The sequence below is a fragment of the Caballeronia temeraria genome (assembly GCF_001544795.2).
Lineage (GTDB): Bacteria > Pseudomonadota > Gammaproteobacteria > Burkholderiales > Burkholderiaceae > Caballeronia > Caballeronia temeraria.
Genome location: NZ_FCOI02000005.1, coordinates 65,277 through 82,155, shown reverse-complemented (window position 1 = coordinate 82,155; position 16,879 = coordinate 65,277). Strand labels below are relative to the sequence as shown.

General features: G+C 62.5%; 18 protein-coding genes. 13 read left to right on the top strand and 5 right to left on the bottom strand.

Annotated elements, in window-relative coordinates:
* Position 1: 1 nt before the first annotated feature.
* Complete coding sequence (gene hutG, locus AWB76_RS09645) at positions 2 to 808, top strand: N-formylglutamate deformylase (RefSeq protein WP_061159929.1); 807 nt, start codon at positions 2 to 4, stop codon at positions 806 to 808.
* 321 nt (positions 809 to 1,129) lie between these two features.
* A complete protein-coding gene (locus AWB76_RS09640) occupies positions 1,130 to 1,453 on the top strand; it encodes a DUF4148 domain-containing protein (protein WP_061160164.1) in 324 nt (107 codons plus the stop codon).
* Positions 1,454 to 1,603: 150 nt separating this feature from the next.
* Here AWB76_RS09640 and AWB76_RS09635 read toward each other — a convergent pair whose 3' ends face one another.
* The gene (locus tag AWB76_RS09635) at positions 1,604 to 2,311 is read right to left on the bottom strand and encodes a TetR/AcrR family transcriptional regulator (protein WP_061159928.1); all 708 of its coding nucleotides are present in this window, start codon (positions 2,309 to 2,311) and stop codon (positions 1,604 to 1,606) included.
* Between the two features lie 394 nt (positions 2,312 to 2,705).
* On the opposite strand from AWB76_RS09635, the gene AWB76_RS09630 reads away from it, so the two are divergent.
* From AWB76_RS09630 to AWB76_RS40785, 8 genes are all read left to right on the top strand, one after another.
* A complete protein-coding gene (locus tag AWB76_RS09630) occupies positions 2,706 to 3,986 on the top strand; it encodes a Zn-dependent hydrolase (RefSeq protein WP_061159927.1) in 1,281 nt (426 codons plus the stop codon).
* Between the two features lie 87 nt (positions 3,987 to 4,073).
* Positions 4,074 to 5,408, top strand: coding sequence for an NAD(P)-dependent oxidoreductase (locus AWB76_RS09625; protein ID WP_061159926.1), 1,335 nt, complete (start codon positions 4,074 to 4,076; stop codon positions 5,406 to 5,408).
* A 21-nt stretch (positions 5,409 to 5,429) separates the two neighbouring features.
* A complete protein-coding gene (gene preA / locus AWB76_RS09620) occupies positions 5,430 to 6,716 on the top strand; it encodes an NAD-dependent dihydropyrimidine dehydrogenase subunit PreA (RefSeq protein WP_061159925.1) in 1,287 nt (428 codons plus the stop codon).
* Between the two features lie 69 nt (positions 6,717 to 6,785).
* Complete coding sequence (locus AWB76_RS09615; RefSeq protein ID WP_061159924.1) at positions 6,786 to 8,273, top strand: NCS1 family nucleobase:cation symporter-1; 1,488 nt, start codon at positions 6,786 to 6,788, stop codon at positions 8,271 to 8,273.
* Between the two features lie 20 nt (positions 8,274 to 8,293).
* Positions 8,294 to 9,757 carry a dihydropyrimidinase gene (gene hydA / locus AWB76_RS09610; protein ID WP_061159923.1) on the top strand — a complete coding sequence of 488 codons (1,464 nt, stop codon included), beginning with the start codon at positions 8,294 to 8,296 and terminating at the stop codon, positions 9,755 to 9,757.
* A gap of 128 nt (positions 9,758 to 9,885) precedes the next feature.
* Positions 9,886 to 10,650, top strand: a complete 765-nt coding sequence (locus AWB76_RS09605) for a CDP-diacylglycerol diphosphatase (RefSeq protein WP_244173289.1) — start codon at positions 9,886 to 9,888, stop codon at positions 10,648 to 10,650.
* Positions 10,651 to 10,760: 110 nt separating this feature from the next.
* Positions 10,761 to 11,036, top strand: a complete 276-nt coding sequence (locus AWB76_RS09600; RefSeq protein ID WP_061159921.1) for a BrnT family toxin — start codon at positions 10,761 to 10,763, stop codon at positions 11,034 to 11,036.
* On the top strand, positions 11,020 to 11,202 hold the full coding sequence (locus tag AWB76_RS40785; protein ID WP_157696087.1) for a hypothetical protein: 183 nt from the start codon (positions 11,020 to 11,022) through the stop codon (positions 11,200 to 11,202). Before AWB76_RS09600 ends, AWB76_RS40785 begins: the two co-directional genes overlap by 17 nt.
* A 4-nt stretch (positions 11,203 to 11,206) precedes the next feature.
* Here the strand turns inward: AWB76_RS40785 and AWB76_RS09595 are convergent, their stop codons facing one another.
* The 3 genes from AWB76_RS09595 to AWB76_RS09585 form a co-directional block, all read right to left on the bottom strand.
* Complete coding sequence (locus AWB76_RS09595; RefSeq protein ID WP_061159920.1) at positions 11,207 to 11,539, bottom strand: hypothetical protein; 333 nt, start codon at positions 11,537 to 11,539, stop codon at positions 11,207 to 11,209.
* 94 nt (positions 11,540 to 11,633) lie between these two features.
* A complete protein-coding gene (locus AWB76_RS09590) occupies positions 11,634 to 12,875 on the bottom strand; it encodes an aspartate carbamoyltransferase (protein ID WP_061160163.1) in 1,242 nt (413 codons plus the stop codon).
* Between the two features lie 81 nt (positions 12,876 to 12,956).
* On the bottom strand, positions 12,957 to 13,376 hold the full coding sequence (locus tag AWB76_RS09585; protein ID WP_061159919.1) for a secondary thiamine-phosphate synthase enzyme YjbQ: 420 nt from the start codon (positions 13,374 to 13,376) through the stop codon (positions 12,957 to 12,959).
* Between the two features lie 125 nt (positions 13,377 to 13,501).
* On the opposite strand from AWB76_RS09585, the gene AWB76_RS09580 reads away from it, so the two are divergent.
* From AWB76_RS09580 to AWB76_RS09570, 3 genes are all read left to right on the top strand, one after another.
* Positions 13,502 to 13,984 carry a hypothetical protein gene (locus AWB76_RS09580; RefSeq protein ID WP_061159918.1) on the top strand — a complete coding sequence of 161 codons (483 nt, stop codon included), beginning with the start codon at positions 13,502 to 13,504 and terminating at the stop codon, positions 13,982 to 13,984.
* Positions 13,985 to 14,117: 133 nt separating this feature from the next.
* Positions 14,118 to 15,461 (top strand): NfeD family protein, encoded by a 1,344-nt coding sequence (locus AWB76_RS09575; RefSeq protein ID WP_244173300.1) that lies wholly within the window; start codon positions 14,118 to 14,120, stop codon positions 15,459 to 15,461.
* A 25-nt stretch (positions 15,462 to 15,486) separates the two neighbouring features.
* Positions 15,487 to 16,260 (top strand): slipin family protein, encoded by a 774-nt coding sequence (locus AWB76_RS09570; protein ID WP_061159916.1) that lies wholly within the window; start codon positions 15,487 to 15,489, stop codon positions 16,258 to 16,260.
* Here AWB76_RS09570 and AWB76_RS09565 read toward each other — a convergent pair.
* Positions 16,257 to 16,793 (bottom strand): carboxymuconolactone decarboxylase family protein, encoded by a 537-nt coding sequence (locus tag AWB76_RS09565; RefSeq protein ID WP_061159915.1) that lies wholly within the window; start codon positions 16,791 to 16,793, stop codon positions 16,257 to 16,259. The genes AWB76_RS09570 and AWB76_RS09565 overlap by 4 nt on opposite strands.
* Positions 16,794 to 16,879: the final 86 nt, after the last annotated feature.

Sequence of the window (16,879 nt, the reverse complement as noted above, 5' to 3'; positions counted from 1 at the left end):
CATGAACGATTCTTCGATCTTCACGCTGGAACGCGGCAGCGCGCCGCTCCTGATCTCGATTCCGCATCGCGGCACGCAGATTCCCTGCGCGCTCGCCGAGGAGATGACGCCGGTCGCCACGCTCACCGAAGATTGCGACTGGCATCTCGAACGTCTCTACGCGTTCGCGCGCGAACTCGGCGCGTCGATCCTGACGCCGAATTACGCGCGCTATGTCGTCGATCTGAACCGTCCGCCCGACGACGCGAATCTCTATCCCGGCCGCGACACGACGGGACTCTGTCCGGTCGATACCTTCGACAAGGCACCGCTCTACCAGCCGGGTCACGAGCCGTCGCGCGAGCAGATCGAGGCGCGTCGGGCGATGTACTGGCAGCCGTATCACGACGCGCTCGCCGGCGAACTCGATGCGCTGCGCGAGGCGCATGGCCGCGTGCTGCTCTGGGAAGCGCATTCGATCCGCTCGGTCGTGCCGCGCTTTTTCGATGGCCGTCTCACCGATTTCAACTTCGGGACCGCGGACGGCGCGTCGGCGGCGCCGGGGCTGGCCGAGCATCTCGCGGAAATCGTCGAGCGCGACGGTCGCTTTTCGACGGTGGCCAACGGGCGCTTCAAAGGCGGCTATATCACGCGGCGCTATGGACAGCCCGAAAAGGGCATCCATGCGGTCCAACTGGAACTGACGCAAGTCAGCTATATGGAAGAAACGTCGCCGTTCGCTTACGACGAAACCAAGGCGGCCGCGATCGAGCCGCTCCTGAGCGAACTCGTGACCGCCGCGCTGGCTCATGTGATGAAAGCTGACTAGCTGACGGCTGGATGACGATTGGCTGGCCGGGGCGCAATGACCGCTTGCGGCGCGGCCGGTCGGATGCGCCCGAAAGAACGGTTCATTTGCGAAATTAGCGCATTAAAAACAGAGACTTGCGTCGCATAAAAAAGCCTGGAACGCGCTTCGGCTGGCGAAACGGATTATTGCGATCCAGACAATTGTTTTTCGTGAAAATCGGGGTTTCCCCTAGGTCCGCCTCCTCCTACACTTGTCTTCAAGCGAAACGAAATCAGAAACCGCTTAAAAAGCTCTGATTCAGTTTCGATTTCAAAACAAGATTACTGGAGGTTTATCATGATCAAGGCATTCGTTCCCGCACTCGTCATCGCCACCGCTCTGGCCGCTCCGACTTTCGCGTTCGCGCAAAGCAATGGCCCGGTGACCCGCGCTCAAGTCCGCGCAGAACTGGTTCAACTGGAAAAGGCCGGCTACAACCCGTCGGAAGATCGCGTGAACTATCCGCAGAATCTTCAAGCGGCCCAAGCGCGTGTGAACGCCGAAAACGGTGCAAGCGCTTACGGTCCGTCGATCGCCGGCACGTCGCAGTCGGGTGCCGCTTCTTCTTCGTCGCGCGCCAATGTGTCGATGTCGGATCGCAACTCGGTCTACTTCGGTCATTAATCGAAGCTCGATCCTGAGCTTCGTGGAGCAGGGCAGCAGAAGTAGTGAGCAGTAGCGGTTGAAGTAGAGGTAAGCGTCAGAAAGCGCAAGTAGTGAAGCATGACCGCAGCAAGCAGTGAACGCCGGCCGCCATCGAGGGGCCGGCGTTTTTTATTGCGCGTCCTCTTTTTCTTCGACGCACGGCGACACCGCGCCGCACGCGCGAATCACGAGGCGCACGACTTCTTCCGTCTGTTCATCGAAGGCTTTGCGCGTGAGCGCGCGCTTGCCTTTCAATGCGCGGATTTGCGCGTCGAAATCGGCATAATGCTGGGTGATTGCCCAGATCATGAACATGAACGTGTCCGGTTCGACGGGCGCGAGCAGACCGCGCGCGATCCAGCTTTCGATCACGATCACGCGTGTCTCGAGCCACGGCTTCACGCGCTCGTTGAGGATGTCCTGCATGTGATGCGCGCCGTGGATGATCTCGCTCGCCCACACTTTCGAGCCGAGCGGCCTGCGTCTGGACAAGTCCATCTTCGCGCGCACATAACCGCCGATCGCCTCGACCGGATCGTCGCTGCATTCGAAGGTATCCGCCGCGCGATGCCAGTCTTCGAACAGGTCTTCCAGCACGCGCCGATACAGCGCGAGCTTCGTCGGAAAGTAGTAATGCAGATTGGCCTTCGGCAAGCCGGCGCGCTCGGCGATCATCGCCGTGCTCGCGCCTTCGAGTCCTTTCTCGGCGAACACTTCTTCGGCGCACGCGAGCAGTTGCGCTACGTTGCTCTCGCGGATTTGCGCCTTGCTTCGCCGCAAAGGTGGCGTCGAAGCGTCCACTCCGGTGATGCCGTCAGCCGCGTCGTCATGTTTCATCGTCGAATTCTTGTGCCGTGTGTGCCGCATCGTGCCTCATTCGCGCCGTTCGTGCCATCCGTGCTGGTTTTCGCGCGCGGCGCTGCATCGCGTCGAAAAACCGCTTGCGGCCAATGCCAGTCGATGCTGCGTCGCAATGGCACGCTTATCGCTTTGTCCGATCGGTGTTTGTCCGCACACGAAAGACGTTGATTTGATTATTTTAATCGGCTACAACCTGTCCAACTGGACAGGATTTGAGAGCGCTCGAAGCACAGAAGAAGCGTGTCGTTTGCATCAGTCATCGCAGAACAGAAATCGTGCACCGGACGCGTGCGGCATCGCACCGCAAACGCCCGGCATGCACGAAGCGAAGTCACTCACATACGAAGTCAGATCGTAAGGAGCGAGGCGAATGAACGTCGTAACGGATGCAATCAGAGAGGCGGGTCTCGATACGTCCATCAAGGTGAACGGTCAACGTCTATGGGACAGCCTCATGACGATGGCCAAAATCGGCGCGACACCGAAAGGCGGCGTATGCCGTCTCGCGCTGACCGATCTCGATCGCGAAGGGCGCGATCTGATCGTGAGCTGGGCGAAGGAAGCGGGCTGCACGGTGAGCGTCGATCAGATGGGCAACGTGTTCATGCGTCGCGCCGGGCGCAATCCCGACGCGCTGCCGGTCGTGACCGGCTCGCACGCGGATTCGCAGCCGACCGGCGGGCGCTTCGACGGCATCTACGGCGTGCTCGGCGGGCTCGAAGTGATCCGCTCGCTCAACGATCGCGGCATCGAGACCGAGCATCCGATCGAAGTCGTGATCTGGACCAACGAGGAAGGCTCGCGTTTCGCGCCCGCGATGGTCGCGTCCGGCGTGTTCGCGGGCGTGTTCTCGCTCGATTACGGTCTCTCGCGCAAGGACGTCGATGGCAAGACGATCGGCGAAGAACTGAAGCGCATCGGCTATGCGGGCGATGTGCCGTGCGGCGGCCGCAAGCTGCATGCGGCGTTCGAGCTGCATATCGAGCAAGGGCCGATTCTCGAAGCCGAAGATAAGACGATCGGCGTCGTCACCGATGCGCAAGGCCAGCGCTGGTACGAAATCACGCTGACGGGCCAGGAAGCGCACGCGGGCCCGACGCCGATGCCGCGCCGCAAGGATGCGCTGCTGGGCGCGTCGCGCGTGGTCGATCTCGTCAACCGCATCGGTCTGGACAACGCGCCGCTCGCCTGCGCGACGGTCGGCATGATGCAGGTGCATCCGAACTCGCGCAACGTGATTCCGGGCCGCGTGTTCTTCACCGTCGATTTCCGTCATCCCGACGATGCCGTGCTCGCGCGCATGGATGCCGCTTTGCGCGAAGGTGTCGCGCGCATCGCTGGCGAAATCGGCTTGCAGACCGAGCTCGAACAGATCTTCTACTACGAGCCCGTCAAGTTCGATGCCGCCTGCGTCGCGTCCGTGCGCGCGGCGGCGCAGCGCTTCGGCTATTCGCATCGCGACATGGTGTCGGGCGCGGGCCACGACGCGTGCTATCTCGCGCAGGTCGCGCCGACGTCGATGGTCTTCGTGCCTTGCGTCGACGGCATCAGCCATAACGAAATCGAAGACGCGACGCTGGAGTGGATCGAGGCCGGCGCGAACGTGCTGCTGCACGCGATGCTCGAGCGCGCGTCCGAACCGGTTTCGTAAGCCGCGCTTTTTCTGACTCATGTTCAACACCGTCCGCGTCGTCGCACGCGGACGGCGGGCACTCGTACGTCCTCACAAGGAACGCGCATGACCATGAAACGAACCGGCGATATCGCGAGCCATCGCCTCACGCAAGAACAGCTCGCATGCGAATTCTCGGATGTCGCGCCGCTGCTCGACGCCACCGCGGCCGCGGCTGCCGCAAGCCGTTGCCACTACTGCTACGACGCGCCGTGCGTGCAGGCATGTCCGACGAGCATCGACATTCCCGGCTTCATCCGCAAGATCGGCAACGGCAATCTGAAGGGCGCGGCCGTCGACATTCTCTCGGCCAATCCGCTCGGCGGCATGTGCGCGCGCGTGTGCCCGACGGAGATTCTTTGCGAAGGCAGTTGCGTGCGTAATCATCCGGGCGACGAGCCTGTGAAGATCGGCGCGTTGCAGCGTCACGCGACCGACTGGGCGATGGCCAAAGGCGTCGCATTGTTCGAACGCGCGGCGGAAACCGGGCGGCGCATTGCGATCGTCGGGGCGGGGCCGGCGGGACTCGCGTGCGCGTATCGGCTCGCGCTCGCCGGGCATCGCGCGGTGATCTTCGATGCGCGCGAGAAGCCGGGCGGACTCAACGAATACGGTATCGCCGCGTACAAGACCGTCGAGGATTATGCGCAGCGCGAGATCGAATGGCTGTATTCGATCGGCGGTATCGAGATCAAGACGGGTCAGTCGCTTGGCCGCGATTTCACGCTGGACGAGTTGCGCAAGCAATACGACGCGGTGTTCATCGCGTTCGGCCTTGCGGGCGTGCGCGAACTGGCGCTCGAAGGCGAAGCGCTCGATGGCGTGATGAACGCGGTCGATTTCATCGAGCAGGTGCGTCAGTCCGATGATCTCGCGAGCGTGCCGGTCGGACGGCGCGTCGTCGTGATCGGCGGCGGCAATACGGCGGTCGATGCATGCGTGCAGTCCGCCAAGCTCGGTGCGACCAACGTGACGATGGCGTATCGGCGCGGCGTCGAGAACATGAGCGCGACGTGGGCCGAGCGCGAATTCGCGCAGACCAACGGCGTCGCGATCGTCACGCATGCGAAGCCGGTTCGATTGATCGGCGAGGACGGTCATGTGACCGGCGTCGAATTGGAGCGCGGCACGGAGCGCTTCGTGATCGAGGCCGACATGGTGCTGAAGGCGATCGGTCAGACGCTCGTGCCCGTGGGCATCGATCATGAATTGCTGACGCTCGATGGCGGTCGCATCGTCACCGATGAGAACCGTCAGACGACGCTTGCAAAAGTGTGGGCCGGCGGCGATTGCGCGACCCATGAAGGACTCGATCTCACCGTGCAGGCCGTGCAGGACGGCAAGCTCGCGGCGGCGTCCATCGATGCGTCGTTCGAGCTGACTGCGATCAAAGCCGCCTGAGCATACAAGGAGAATACGAACATGGCCGATCTGACTTGCAATATCGCTGGCATCACGTCGCCGAATCCTTTCTGGCTCGCATCCGCGCCGCCGACCGACAAAGCCTACAACGTCAACCGCGCGTTCGAAGCGGGCTGGGGCGGTGTCGTGTGGAAGACGCTCGGGCTCGATCCGCATGTTGTGAACGTGAGCTCGCGTTACGGCGCGGTGCAATGGAATGGACAACGTATCGCAGGACTAAATAATATCGAACTGATCACGGACAGACCGCTCGATGTGAACCTGCGCGAGATCGAACAGGTGAAACGCGACTGGCCCGATCGCGCGCTGATCGTCTCGCTGATGGTGCCGTGCAACGAGAAGGACTGGAAGTGGATCCTGACGCAAGTGGAAGACACGGGCGCGGATGCGGTCGAACTGAACTTCGGCTGTCCGCATGGCATGAGCGAGCGCGGCATGGGCGCGGCCGTGGGCCAGGTGCCTGAATATGTGGAGATGGTGACGCGCTGGGTGAAGGAAGGCACGAAGCTGCCGTGTCTCGTGAAACTCACGCCGAACATCAGCGATATCCGCATGGGTTCGCGCGCCGCGTTCAAGGGCGGCGCGGATGGCGTCTCCCTCATCAACACCATCAACTCGATCGTTGCGGTCGATCTCGACGAGATGGCGCCGATGCCGACCGTCGATGGCAAAGGCACGCACGGCGGCTATTGCGGCCCGGCGGTGAAGCCGATCGCGCTGAACATGGTCGCTGAAATCGCGCGCGATCCGGAGACACCGAATCTGCCGATTTCCGGCATCGGCGGCATTTCATCGTGGCGCGACGCAGCGGAGTTCATGGTGCTCGGCGCGGGCAGCGTGCAGGTGTGCACGGCAGCGATGCACTACGGCTTTCGCATCGTGTCCGATCTCGCCGATGGCCTCTCGAACTGGATGGACGAGAAAGGCTACGCAACGCTCGACGACATTCGCGGCCGCGCTGTGCCGAACGTCACCGACTGGAAGTACCTCAATCTCAAGTACGACATCAAGGCGCGCATCGATCAGGACAAGTGCATCCAGTGCGGGCTGTGTCATATCGCGTGCGAGGACACGTCGCATCAGGCGATCCTGAAGGAGAAGGACGGCAAGCGGCATTTCGAAGTGGTTGATTCGGAGTGTGTCGGGTGCAATTTGTGCATGCACGTGTGTCCGGTCGAGCAGTGCATCACGATGGAGCGCGTCGATGCGGGCGAATACGCGGACTGGACCACGCATCCGAACAATCCCGCGCGTGTCGACGCGGAAGAACCCGCGAAAGCAGCATGAATATAGACATAACGTAGCGCTCGTCGTCGTTGAATCCCCACGATCAACCGCACAACCGGAGTGCACCCGATGAATCAGACAGCGCATGACGTCGAAACGAGCAGCCTGTACAACGACGATCTAGCACCGACCGGCCCCGCGCAACGCACGTGGAAGTGGTATCACTTCGCGGCGTTGTGGGTCGGCATGGTGATGAACATCGCGTCGTACATGCTGGCCGCCGGTCTCACCGATCAGGGCATGTCGCCGTGGCAGGCGGTGGTGACGGTCCTGCTCGGCAACCTGATCGTGCTCGTGCCGATGTTGCTCATCGGCCATGCGGGCGCGAAGCATGGCATTCCGTATGCGGTGCTCGTGCGCTCGTCGTTCGGCACGCAGGGCGCGAAGTTGCCGGCGCTGCTGCGCGCGATCGTCGCGTGCGGCTGGTACGGTATTCAGACGTGGTTAGGCGGCAGCGCCATCTATACACTTTTGAATATCCTGACGGGCAACGCGCTGCACGGCGCGGCGCTGCCGCTCATCGATATTTCGCTCGGTCAGCTCGCGTGCTTTCTCGTGTTCTGGGCGTTGCAGCTCTACTTCATCTGGCACGGCACGGATTCGATCCGCTGGCTCGAAAGCTGGTCCGCGCCGATCAAGGTCGTGATGTGCATCGCGCTCGTCTGGTGGGCGACGAGCAAGGCGGGCGGCATCGGTTCGATGCTCTCGGCGCCGTCGCAGTTCGTCGCGGGCGGCAAGAAGGAAGGGCTCTTCTGGGCGACGTTCTGGCCCGGCCTCACCGCGATGGTCGGCTTCTGGGCGACGCTCGCGCTCAACATTCCGGACTTCACGCGCTTCGCGCGCACGCAGCGCGATCAGATGATCGGGCAATCAATCGGCCTGCCCTTGCCGATGGCGCTGCTCTCGGTGATCTCGGTCGTCGTCACGTCGGCGACGGTCGTGATTTACGGCAAGGCCATCTGGGATCCGATCGATCTCACGAGCCGCATGACGGGCATCGGCGTGGGCATTGCGCTCATCATCCTCACGCTCGATACGATGTGCTGCAATCTCGCGGCCAATCTCGTCGGACCGGCTTACGACTTTTCGAGCCTGTGGCCGAAGGGCATTTCGTATCGCGCGGGCGGCATGATCACGGCGACGATCGCCATCGTCATGATGCCGTGGAAGATTCTCGCGACCACGCAGGGCTATATCTTCACGTGGCTCGTCGGCTATTCGGCGCTGCTCGGGCCGGTCGCGGGCATTCTGATGGTCGATTACTTCTTTATACGCGGTACGCAGCTCGATCAACGCGAACTTTTCGATGAAGACGGCGAGTACTCGTACAGCGGCGGATGGAACATCGCGGCAGTCGTGGCGCTCTTGGTCGGCGTGCTGCCGAATTTACCGGGCTTTCTGCACACCGCGTTTCCCGCTTCATTTCCCAACGTACCCGCGTTCTTCAACACGCTCTACACGTACGCGTGGTTCGTCGGCCTCGTGCTGGCCGCTGTCGTGTATGGATCGTGGATGAAACTGCGCGGCAGCGCGCGGGCCGATATGTTGAGCGCTTGAAAATAACCGGAGGACGACTCATGCCTATTCTGATTCGCGGCGGCACCGTGATCGATGCGGACCGCACCTATCGCGCCGACGTGCTGTGCGCCGACCCGCAAGCAGGCGGAACGATACTCGCCATCGGGACCGATCTCGACGTGCCGGCCGATACACAGATCGTCGATGCGGGCGGCCAGTATGTGATGCCAGGCGGCATCGACCCGCATACGCACATGGAGCTGCCTTTCATGGGCACGACCGCGAGCGACGACTTCTACACCGGCACCGCGGCGGGATTGTCGGGCGGCACGACGAGCATCATCGACTTCGTGATTCCGAGCCCAAAGCAACCGCTCATGGATGCGTTCAAGGAGTGGCGCGGCTGGGCGGAGAAGGCGTCGGCGGATTACGGCTTTCACGTCGCGGTGACGTGGTGGGACGAGTCGGTGCATCGCGACATGGGCCTGCTCGTGCATGAGCACGGCGTGTCGAGCTTCAAGCACTTCATGGCCTACAAGAACGCGATCATGGCCGACGATGAAGTGCTCGTGAACAGCTTCACGCGCTCGCTCGAACTCGGCGCGCTGCCGACCGTGCACGCGGAAAACGGCGAACTCGTTTTTCAGTTGCAGAAGCAATTGCTCGCGAAAGGTTTCAGAGGACCGGAGGCGCATCCGCTGTCGCGTCCGCCGGAAGTGGAAGGCGAGGCGGCGAATCGCGCGATCCGCATCGCGCAGGTGCTTGGCGTGCCGCTCTATATCGTGCACGTATCGGCGAAAGATGCCGTCGATGTCATCGCGAAGGCGCGCAACGATGGTCTGCGTGTGTTCGGTGAAGTGCTGCCGGGTCATCTCGTGATCGATGAATCGGTGTATCGCGATCCCGACTGGACACGCGCCGCCGCGCACGTGATGAGCCCGCCGTTTCGCACGAGCGAGCATCGCGAGGCGCTGTGGCGCGGGCTGCAATCGGGCCAGCTTCATACGACCGCGACGGATCACTGCGTGTTTTGCGCACCGCAGAAGGCGATGGGTCGTGAAGACTTCACAAGGATTCCTAATGGGTGCGGTGGCGTGGAAGACCGCATGTCGGTGCTGTGGCATCACGGCGTCAAAATGGGACGTCTCACGCCGAACGAGTTCGTGCGCGTGACATCGACGAATGCGGCGCAGATTTTCAATCTCTATCCGCGAAAGGGTGCAGTGCAGGTGGGCGCCGACGCGGACCTCGTCGTATGGGATCCCGAGGCGACGCGCACGATTTCCGTCAAGACGCATCATCAGAAAGTCGATTTCAACGTCTTCGAAGGCATGGAAGTGCAGGGCGTCGCGACGCACACGCTCACGCGCGGTGCGCTCGCGTGGGCCAACGGCGATCTGCGCGCGGAGCGCGGCGCGGGGCAGTATCTGAAGCGTCCGCCGAACGCGTCGTACTTCGAGGCGGCGCGCGTCGCCAACAAACTGAAGGAACCGCATCCGGTGAATCGCGCCGAAGCGGCCTGATTTTCCGTTCGATGACAAAGCCCCGCATCGTTATGACGCGGGGCTTTGTCGCGTTCCGGGACGCGTTCACACGCTTGCAAGCATAATCCGGCAGGCTGTCTGTTTTTTGCGCCGCCTGGATCATGCCGATGAAAACTACGAAGAAACTGCGCTGCCTCGCCGTGCTTGGCGTTCTCTGCCTGCCGCTCGCGTGCGCGGCCAATCCGAACGCGTTATGGGAAATCGTGCACGACTACTGCGAGCCTGCCGCGGAGGGCGCGCACGTGCAGCAGAAATGCGCCGATGTGAATCTCGCGAGCGGTTACGCGGTGCTGAAGGATATCGTCGGCATCGCGCAATATCTGCTGATTCCGACGGCGCGCGTAAGCGGCATCGAAAGTCCTGAACTGCTCGAACCGAATGCCCCGAACTACTTTCGCGACGCGTGGAATGCGCGTGGCTATGTCGATCGCGCGTTGGGCCGGACGCTGACGCGCGATGAAGTGTCGCTCGCGATCAATTCGGCGAGCGGGCGCACGCAGAATCAATTGCACATTCATATCGATTGCCTCGCGGCGGATGTCGGCCAGACGCTGCGTGAGGTCGGACCCGGCATCGGCACGGAATGGAAGCCGCTGCCGGTGAGATTGCGCGGCCATGTGTACAGCGCGCTGCGCATCGACGACGCGGATCTCGCGCAGACCGATCCGTTCAAGGTCGTCGCGCCCTATGCCGCAAGCCGCGGCCAGACGATGGGCGAACAGACGCTTCTTCTCGTCGGCACCACGCGAGACGACGGCGCGCACGCATTCTTTCTTCTCAACGATCATGTGCAGCCCGGCGACTGGGCATCGTCTGAAGAGCTTCAGGATCACTCGTGCTCGTTGGCCAATCGGTCTATAGAAAAGCCATGAGGTTTTCCAGAAGAATGAAGTGACGCGAATCGTTCGGAGTTCGGATTAATCGCAATCCGCAAATCAGAACTTTCGCGCCTTGTCACTTCTACTTTTGGGAACCACAATGAATGCACTTCGACATCACGTTTGATCCGTTGAAGGACGCGATCAATCGGCTTCTGCACGGGGTGTCGCTCGATCTTGCGAGAGAGATTGCCTGGGACGAAATTGTGTTAGAGATAGACGATCGTCGCGATTATGGAGAGGTCCGCGAAGTGGGTTATGTGCCCATACGCGGCCGTACGTTCTGCGTGGTAATCACGTGGAGAAATGAGATGCGGCGCATCATCAGTCTGCGCCGTGCAAACCAGAGAGAAATAAGAAGGTATGCAAAGGACATTTAAAGGTCTCATTCTTCCCACTCCGGAGGAGGAAGAGGAAATCAACCGGGGGATCGCGTTGGATCCGGATACATGGGAACTGTCGGATGAAGATTTCAAACGACTGAAACCCTACGCCGAGTTCATGCGTGAACATCATCCGGATCTGATCGCGCCGTCGAAAGAATAACCGGTCAACTCGCGCCGCGCGCACCCACCCGATGCGCAAACACGCGCGGCGCGATGCCGTCGACACGCGCTTCCGGCAGCACGCGTTTCAACGTGCGCAGCGTGAACGCGAGATCTTCACTCGCGGTATCGAATTCGAGCCGAAGCTCACAGCCTTCACGCTGCGCCTGACTCACATAAACACCGAGCGGCGAATGAAACAGCGCGCGTATGCGCTCCCGCGACGCCTCGTTATCCGCGAAGTGCGCGAGCGCCAGAATACGCACCCGCTGACATGCGCCGAAGCCTTCATCATGTAAGTTTCGACGGCTGACCACCCATGCAAGCGACATATCCATGACCGGAGCTCCATCACGTTTCCCTTGTATAGAAGCATAGGCCGGCTTGCGTCAACGTCACGCAAAGACACGTTCGCGGCGTGTAAAAAACGTATCAATCGAAGCCGTGAAATATGGCATCGTCCGGACCGATGGAAGCAGGCGACTTCCACGCCGCATCGCGCATCGAATGGCGCACCTGATGCTCGACGCCCAGCAGCACCGCGAAAATCGCCATACGCACCGCAATGCCGTTGTCGGTCTGGCGGAAGATCGCGAGGCGCGAGTCGTGGTTCAGATCGGTGGCGAGATCGTTCGCGCCGGGGCGGCTGTCGCGCGGCAGAGGATGCATGATCAGCGTGTCGCGCCCGCAGACATCGTCGACGAGCGCCTGGTTGATCTGGAAGTCCGGCGTATAGCCTTCGATCGACTCATCGGCGAAACGCTCTTTCTGGATGCGCGTCGCGTACACCACGTCCGCGCCCGCGAGACCCGCGCGCAGGTCGCTCGTCTGCTCGATCACATGATCGCCGCGCGTGATGCGCTCGATGATATGCGCCGGCATCTCCAGCGAGCGCGGCGAGACGAGCGTGAATTTCAGCCCCTTGTAAAGCGAGAGCAGCTTGGCGAGCGAATGCACCGTGCGGCCGTACTTGAGATCGCCGACCATCGCGATATGCGCGCCGTCGACGATTTTTCCGAGACGCGAGAACTCGCGCTGGATCGTGTAGAGATCGAGGAGCGCCTGACTTGGATGCTCGCCGGGGCCGTCGCCGGCGTTGATGACGGGAATGTTCGTCGCGCGCGCGAATTCCGCGACCGAGCCTTGCTCCGGATGCCGTACGACGATCGCATCGGCGTAGCCGCTGATGACGCGGCTCGTGTCATAGATCGACTCGCCTTTCGCCATCGACGAGAACGTGAAGCCGGTCGTGTCGCACACGGAACCGCCGAGCCGCGCGAACGCCGCGCCGAAACTCACGCGGGTGCGCGTGCTCGCCTCGAAGAACAGATTCGCGAGCACCGCGCCTTCGAGCACGCGCGTGATCTTCTTGCGACGCGCAATCGGCTGCATCATGTCGGCCGTGCGGAACAGCGCTTCGGCCGATTCGCGCGAAAACTGGTCGATCGAGAGCAGTTGTGGCCGGCCTTCGAAGTCGATCGTCGAATGTGCGCTTTGCGTATATGCGGTGCCTTCCGGCATGCCGCCCAGAATCTCGCCGACGTAGCGCGCCGCGATTTCCGGCATCGCGCGGGATTCCGGCGATTCGTCGGGCAGCAGCCACGTATCCAGAGCCCGCCGTGACACGCCGATGCGCGATGCGAACGCGTCGCGGGTCATGTTCAGACGCCGCATGGCGTCGCGAAGAATCGTCTGCTGCTGAAGTTCCTGAGTCACCGTTACTGCTCCCAAAATATACGCGGTGCGTATATTAGGTCACTCGCCGATCAGATGCAAGACGAGTTCGCGCTGATGCTGCGCCGTCCGGTGCTCGAACACATAGATGCCTTGCCACGTGCCGAGCACCATGCGGCCCGCTTCGACGGGAATCGACAACTGCACGGTCGTCAGCGCGGTGCGCAGATGCGCGGGCATGTCGTCGGGGCCTTCGGTGTCGTGCACGTAGCGGCCGGGCGCTTCGGGCGCGACCGACTCGAAATATCGTTCGAGATCGACGCGCACGTCGGGATCGGCGTTTTCCTGAATCAGCAGCGATGCCGACGTATGCCGGCAAAACAGCGTCAGCAATCCGGTGCGGATATCCTGAAGATCGATCCAGTGATCGATGTCGCGGGTGACTTCGTGCAGGCCGCGCGAGCCTGTCGCGACCGTCAGATGGTGAAGTGCCTGTTTCATGTCGGTCTCGGTGCGAGGAATGGGCGGTGCGCCACATTCCAAGTTTACCGGCTTCCCGCGCGGCGATTCGTTTCGATGCGATGAACTATGCTGTCTGGACGATGGCTTGACGAAAGGCGCGCACGATGACAGGCAACGCGGCTTACGGAATGCGGGTGCTCGCGGCCGTGCTTGCCGCGGCTGCGCACATGACATGCGCCGGGGAGCCGCTGGCGAATCGCGGCAACGATCCCTTTCTGCACGTATCGAGCGCCATCGCCGATTGCCCCGCGCCGCGCGGCCCGCTCGAAACCGATCAGGAATGGCTCGACGAAGCCCATTACCGCATCGAACGCGGCAATAGCTGCTGGATCGCGGGGCGCTGCCGGCTCGCGAACAGCTACGACTACGACAAGGAAATCGCCGAAAGCGTGACGCGGCGTCTCAACTCGCTGAACGCGTCGCTCCAGTGGCGCGAGCAAACGAGCCTGTGGCTCACGCTGCAGCGCCGTTTCATCTACCTCGACGGCTGCGTGTCACGCGATTTCGACACGGCGCGCTTCGTGTCGGCACTCGGCGAGACGGCGGATGTGGAAAAGGTCATCGACCGCACGACGCGCCGGCCGTGAATTCGCAATTGACCTAAGCTAAAAGAGAGACCAGACACGAGGAACCGCCGCGCAGCCGCGCGCCCGGTTTGCGCCGATGAGAACGAAGTTCGCTGACTGGCTGTGGAGCCGCATCGGATGCGCGCTGTTGTCGATGGCGTTCGCGTTCGTGCCGATGCGCGCCGTGGCCGCCGCGCTCGCGCCCGCGCCGGTCGTCGTGATTCCGCTGAAGGGCGCGATCGGTCCGGCGAGCGCGGATTTCGTCGTGCGCTCGCTCGCCCGCGCCGCGGACGAACACGCGCAACTCGCCGTGCTGGAACTCGACACGCCCGGCGGACTCGATCTCTCCATGCGCTCGATCATCCAGGCGATGCTCGCCTCGCCGGTGCCGGTGGCCGCGTTCATCGCGCCGAGCGGGGCGCGCGCCGCGAGCGCGGGCACCTATATCACCTACGCGAGCCATATCGCGGCGATGGCGCCCGGCACGAATCTCGGCGCGGCGTCGCCGGTGCAGCTCGGCATGGGCGGGCCGGAACGGGAGCCTTCCGGCGCGGGCAAGGCCGCGTCGGGCACGGATTCGCAGTCGACCGAAACCCGCAAGCAGATGCAGGACGCCGCCGCCTACATACGCGGCCTCGCGCAATTGCGCGGCCGCAACGCGCAATGGGCCGAGCGCGCGGTGCGCGAGGCGGTGGCGCTATCGGCGACGGAAGCGCTGGAGCAAAAAGTCATCGACCTGACCGCCAACGACATCCCCGATCTGCTCGCCAAACTCGACGGCCGTCATGTCAAAACCGCGAGCGGCGATCATGTCCTCGCGACGAAACAGGCCCCGCTCGTCCTGCTGCAACCCGACTGGCGCAGCCGCTTTCTCGCGACGATCACGGACCCGAGCGTCGCGCTCATTCTGATGATGATCGGCATGTACGGGCTTTTCTTCGAGTTCGCGAATCCCGGCATGGTGCTGCCGGGCGTCGCCGGTGCGATCTGCCTGCTGGTCGGACTGTTTGCGCTGCAACTCCTGCCGATCAGTTTCGTCGGACTGGGATTGATCGTGCTCGGCATGGGCTTTCTGGTCGCGGAGATGTTTCTGCCGACGTTCGGCTCGCTCGGCATCGGCGGGATTATCGCGTTCGCGATCGGCGCGCTCATGCTCATCGACACCGATGTGCCCGGCTTCGGCATTCCCATCGGCCTCGTCGTCGGGCTTGCGCTTTTTACAGCGCTCTTCGTGTTCACCGTGTCGGCCGTCGCGTTGAAGGCGCGCAAACGGCCGGTGGTGAGCGGCGGCGAGGCGATGCTCGGCACCATCGGCGTGATGCTCGCGCACGAGTCCGGCAGCGGCTGGGCGCGCGTGCATGGCGAACGCTGGCGCGTGCAGGCGGCAACCCCACGGGCGTTGCCGCAAGAAGGCGCGCGCGTGCGCGTGATCTCGCGTCACGGTCTCACGCTGACCGTCGAGCCGCTCGAAGGCGAGCGCGAGGCGGGGCATTCCTGAACACATCGACAACGAGGTTTCAAAAATGGGGCTTACCTTCGGTTTCAGCGGCATCGTGATCGCGTTCGTCATCTTTATCGTCGCGTCGGCGGTGCGCATTTTTCGTGAGTACGAACGCGGCGTCGTGTTCATGCTCGGGCGCTTCTGGAAAGTGAAGGGACCGGGGCTCGTGCTGATCATTCCGGTCGTGCAGCAGGTCGTGCGCATGGACTTGCGCACGGTCGTATTCGACGTGCCGCCGCAAGACGTCATCACGCGCGACAACGTATCGGTGAAGGTGAATGCGGTGGTGTACTTTCGCGTGGTCGATCCGGAGAAGGCGGTGATTCAGGTCGCGCGCTTTCTCGAAGCGACGAGTCAGCTCGCGCAAACCACGCTGCGCGCGATCCTCGGCAAGCACGAACTCGACGAGTTGCTGTCCGAGCGCGAACGTCTCAACGCCGACATCCAGCGCGTGCTCGATTCGCAGACGGACGCGTGGGGCATCAAGGTATCGAACGTCGAGATCAAGGATGTCGATATCAACGAGACGATGATCCGCGCGATCGCTCGCCAGGCCGAAGCCGAACGCGAGCGGCGCGCGAAGATCATCCATGCGGAAGGCGAGTTGCAGGCATCGGAGAAGCTGTTGCAGGCGGCGCAGATGCTCGCGCAGCAACCGCAGGCGATGCAACTGCGCTATCTGCAAACACTGACGTCGATTGCCGGCGACAAGAACTCGACGATCGTCTTTCCGGTGCCGGTCGATCTCGTGAGTTCCGTTATCGACCGGCTGACCAAAGGTCCGGCGCAGACTTAGACGAGGGCAGGGAAGTCGATCGTCGTGTCGTTCACACGGTTCACGAGGTTCGTGAAGTTGATGACGCTCATCGCGAACAGCGTGTCGATCACTTGCGCTTCCGAATAGCCTGCTTCGCGCACTTCGTTCAGACGCGCCGCGTCGACCGTGCCGGTGGTGCCCGTGACATGCCGCACGAAACGCACGAGCGCATCGCGCTTCGCATTGCCGGTCGCTTCGCCCGCGCGGATTTGCTGCGTTTCCTTTTGCGACAGCCCAACCATCTTGCCGACGAGCGTGTGTGCGGCAGCACAGTAGTCACAGCCGACGAGTTCGCTGACCGCGAGTTTGATCGCTTCGACATCGGCCTTGTCGAGGCTGCTCTTCGCGAGGATCGCGTCGCCGTTGAGCGTGGCGCCGAGCGCGGCGGGGCTATGCGTGCCGATGGTCGCGTAAGCGTTCGGCACCTTGCCCGCGGCCTTCTTGATGGCGGCGAAAAGATCGGCGGTGACGCCCGTGGCTTCGTTGACGTTGATTTGGGAAAGACGTGACATGGTGTGCTCCTGGGTTCAGTGGTTGGCCATGTGGATGGCATGGGTTGAACTTTAGGCGCGTGCGTCCTTCGCGTGAATGCTCGCGC

Excerpts from the sequence above, each read along its gene's own strand:
- hutG (WP_061159929.1), top strand. The coding sequence starts at position 2 with ATGAACGATTCTTCGATCTTCACGCTGGAACGCGGCAGCGCGCCGCTC.
- AWB76_RS09635 (WP_061159928.1), bottom strand. The coding sequence starts at position 2,311 with ATGAAACATGACGACGCGGCTGACGGCATCACCGGAGTGGACGCTTCG.
- AWB76_RS09630 (WP_061159927.1), top strand. The coding sequence starts at position 2,706 with ATGAACGTCGTAACGGATGCAATCAGAGAGGCGGGTCTCGATACGTCC.
- AWB76_RS09625 (WP_061159926.1), top strand. The coding sequence starts at position 4,074 with ATGACCATGAAACGAACCGGCGATATCGCGAGCCATCGCCTCACGCAA.
- preA (WP_061159925.1), top strand. The coding sequence starts at position 5,430 with ATGGCCGATCTGACTTGCAATATCGCTGGCATCACGTCGCCGAATCCT.
- AWB76_RS09615 (WP_061159924.1), top strand. The coding sequence starts at position 6,786 with ATGAATCAGACAGCGCATGACGTCGAAACGAGCAGCCTGTACAACGAC.
- hydA (WP_061159923.1), top strand. The coding sequence starts at position 8,294 with ATGCCTATTCTGATTCGCGGCGGCACCGTGATCGATGCGGACCGCACC.
- AWB76_RS09605 (WP_244173289.1), top strand. The coding sequence starts at position 9,886 with ATGAAAACTACGAAGAAACTGCGCTGCCTCGCCGTGCTTGGCGTTCTC.
- AWB76_RS09600 (WP_061159921.1), top strand. The coding sequence starts at position 10,761 with ATGCACTTCGACATCACGTTTGATCCGTTGAAGGACGCGATCAATCGG.
- AWB76_RS40785 (WP_157696087.1), top strand. The coding sequence starts at position 11,020 with ATGCAAAGGACATTTAAAGGTCTCATTCTTCCCACTCCGGAGGAGGAA.
- AWB76_RS09595 (WP_061159920.1), bottom strand. The coding sequence starts at position 11,539 with ATGGATATGTCGCTTGCATGGGTGGTCAGCCGTCGAAACTTACATGAT.
- AWB76_RS09590 (WP_061160163.1), bottom strand. The coding sequence starts at position 12,875 with ATGCGGCGTCTGAACATGACCCGCGACGCGTTCGCATCGCGCATCGGC.
- AWB76_RS09585 (WP_061159919.1), bottom strand. The coding sequence starts at position 13,376 with ATGAAACAGGCACTTCACCATCTGACGGTCGCGACAGGCTCGCGCGGC.
- AWB76_RS09580 (WP_061159918.1), top strand. The coding sequence starts at position 13,502 with ATGACAGGCAACGCGGCTTACGGAATGCGGGTGCTCGCGGCCGTGCTT.
- AWB76_RS09575 (WP_244173300.1), top strand. The coding sequence starts at position 14,118 with ATGGCGTTCGCGTTCGTGCCGATGCGCGCCGTGGCCGCCGCGCTCGCG.
- AWB76_RS09570 (WP_061159916.1), top strand. The coding sequence starts at position 15,487 with ATGGGGCTTACCTTCGGTTTCAGCGGCATCGTGATCGCGTTCGTCATC.
- AWB76_RS09565 (WP_061159915.1), bottom strand. The coding sequence starts at position 16,793 with ATGTCACGTCTTTCCCAAATCAACGTCAACGAAGCCACGGGCGTCACC.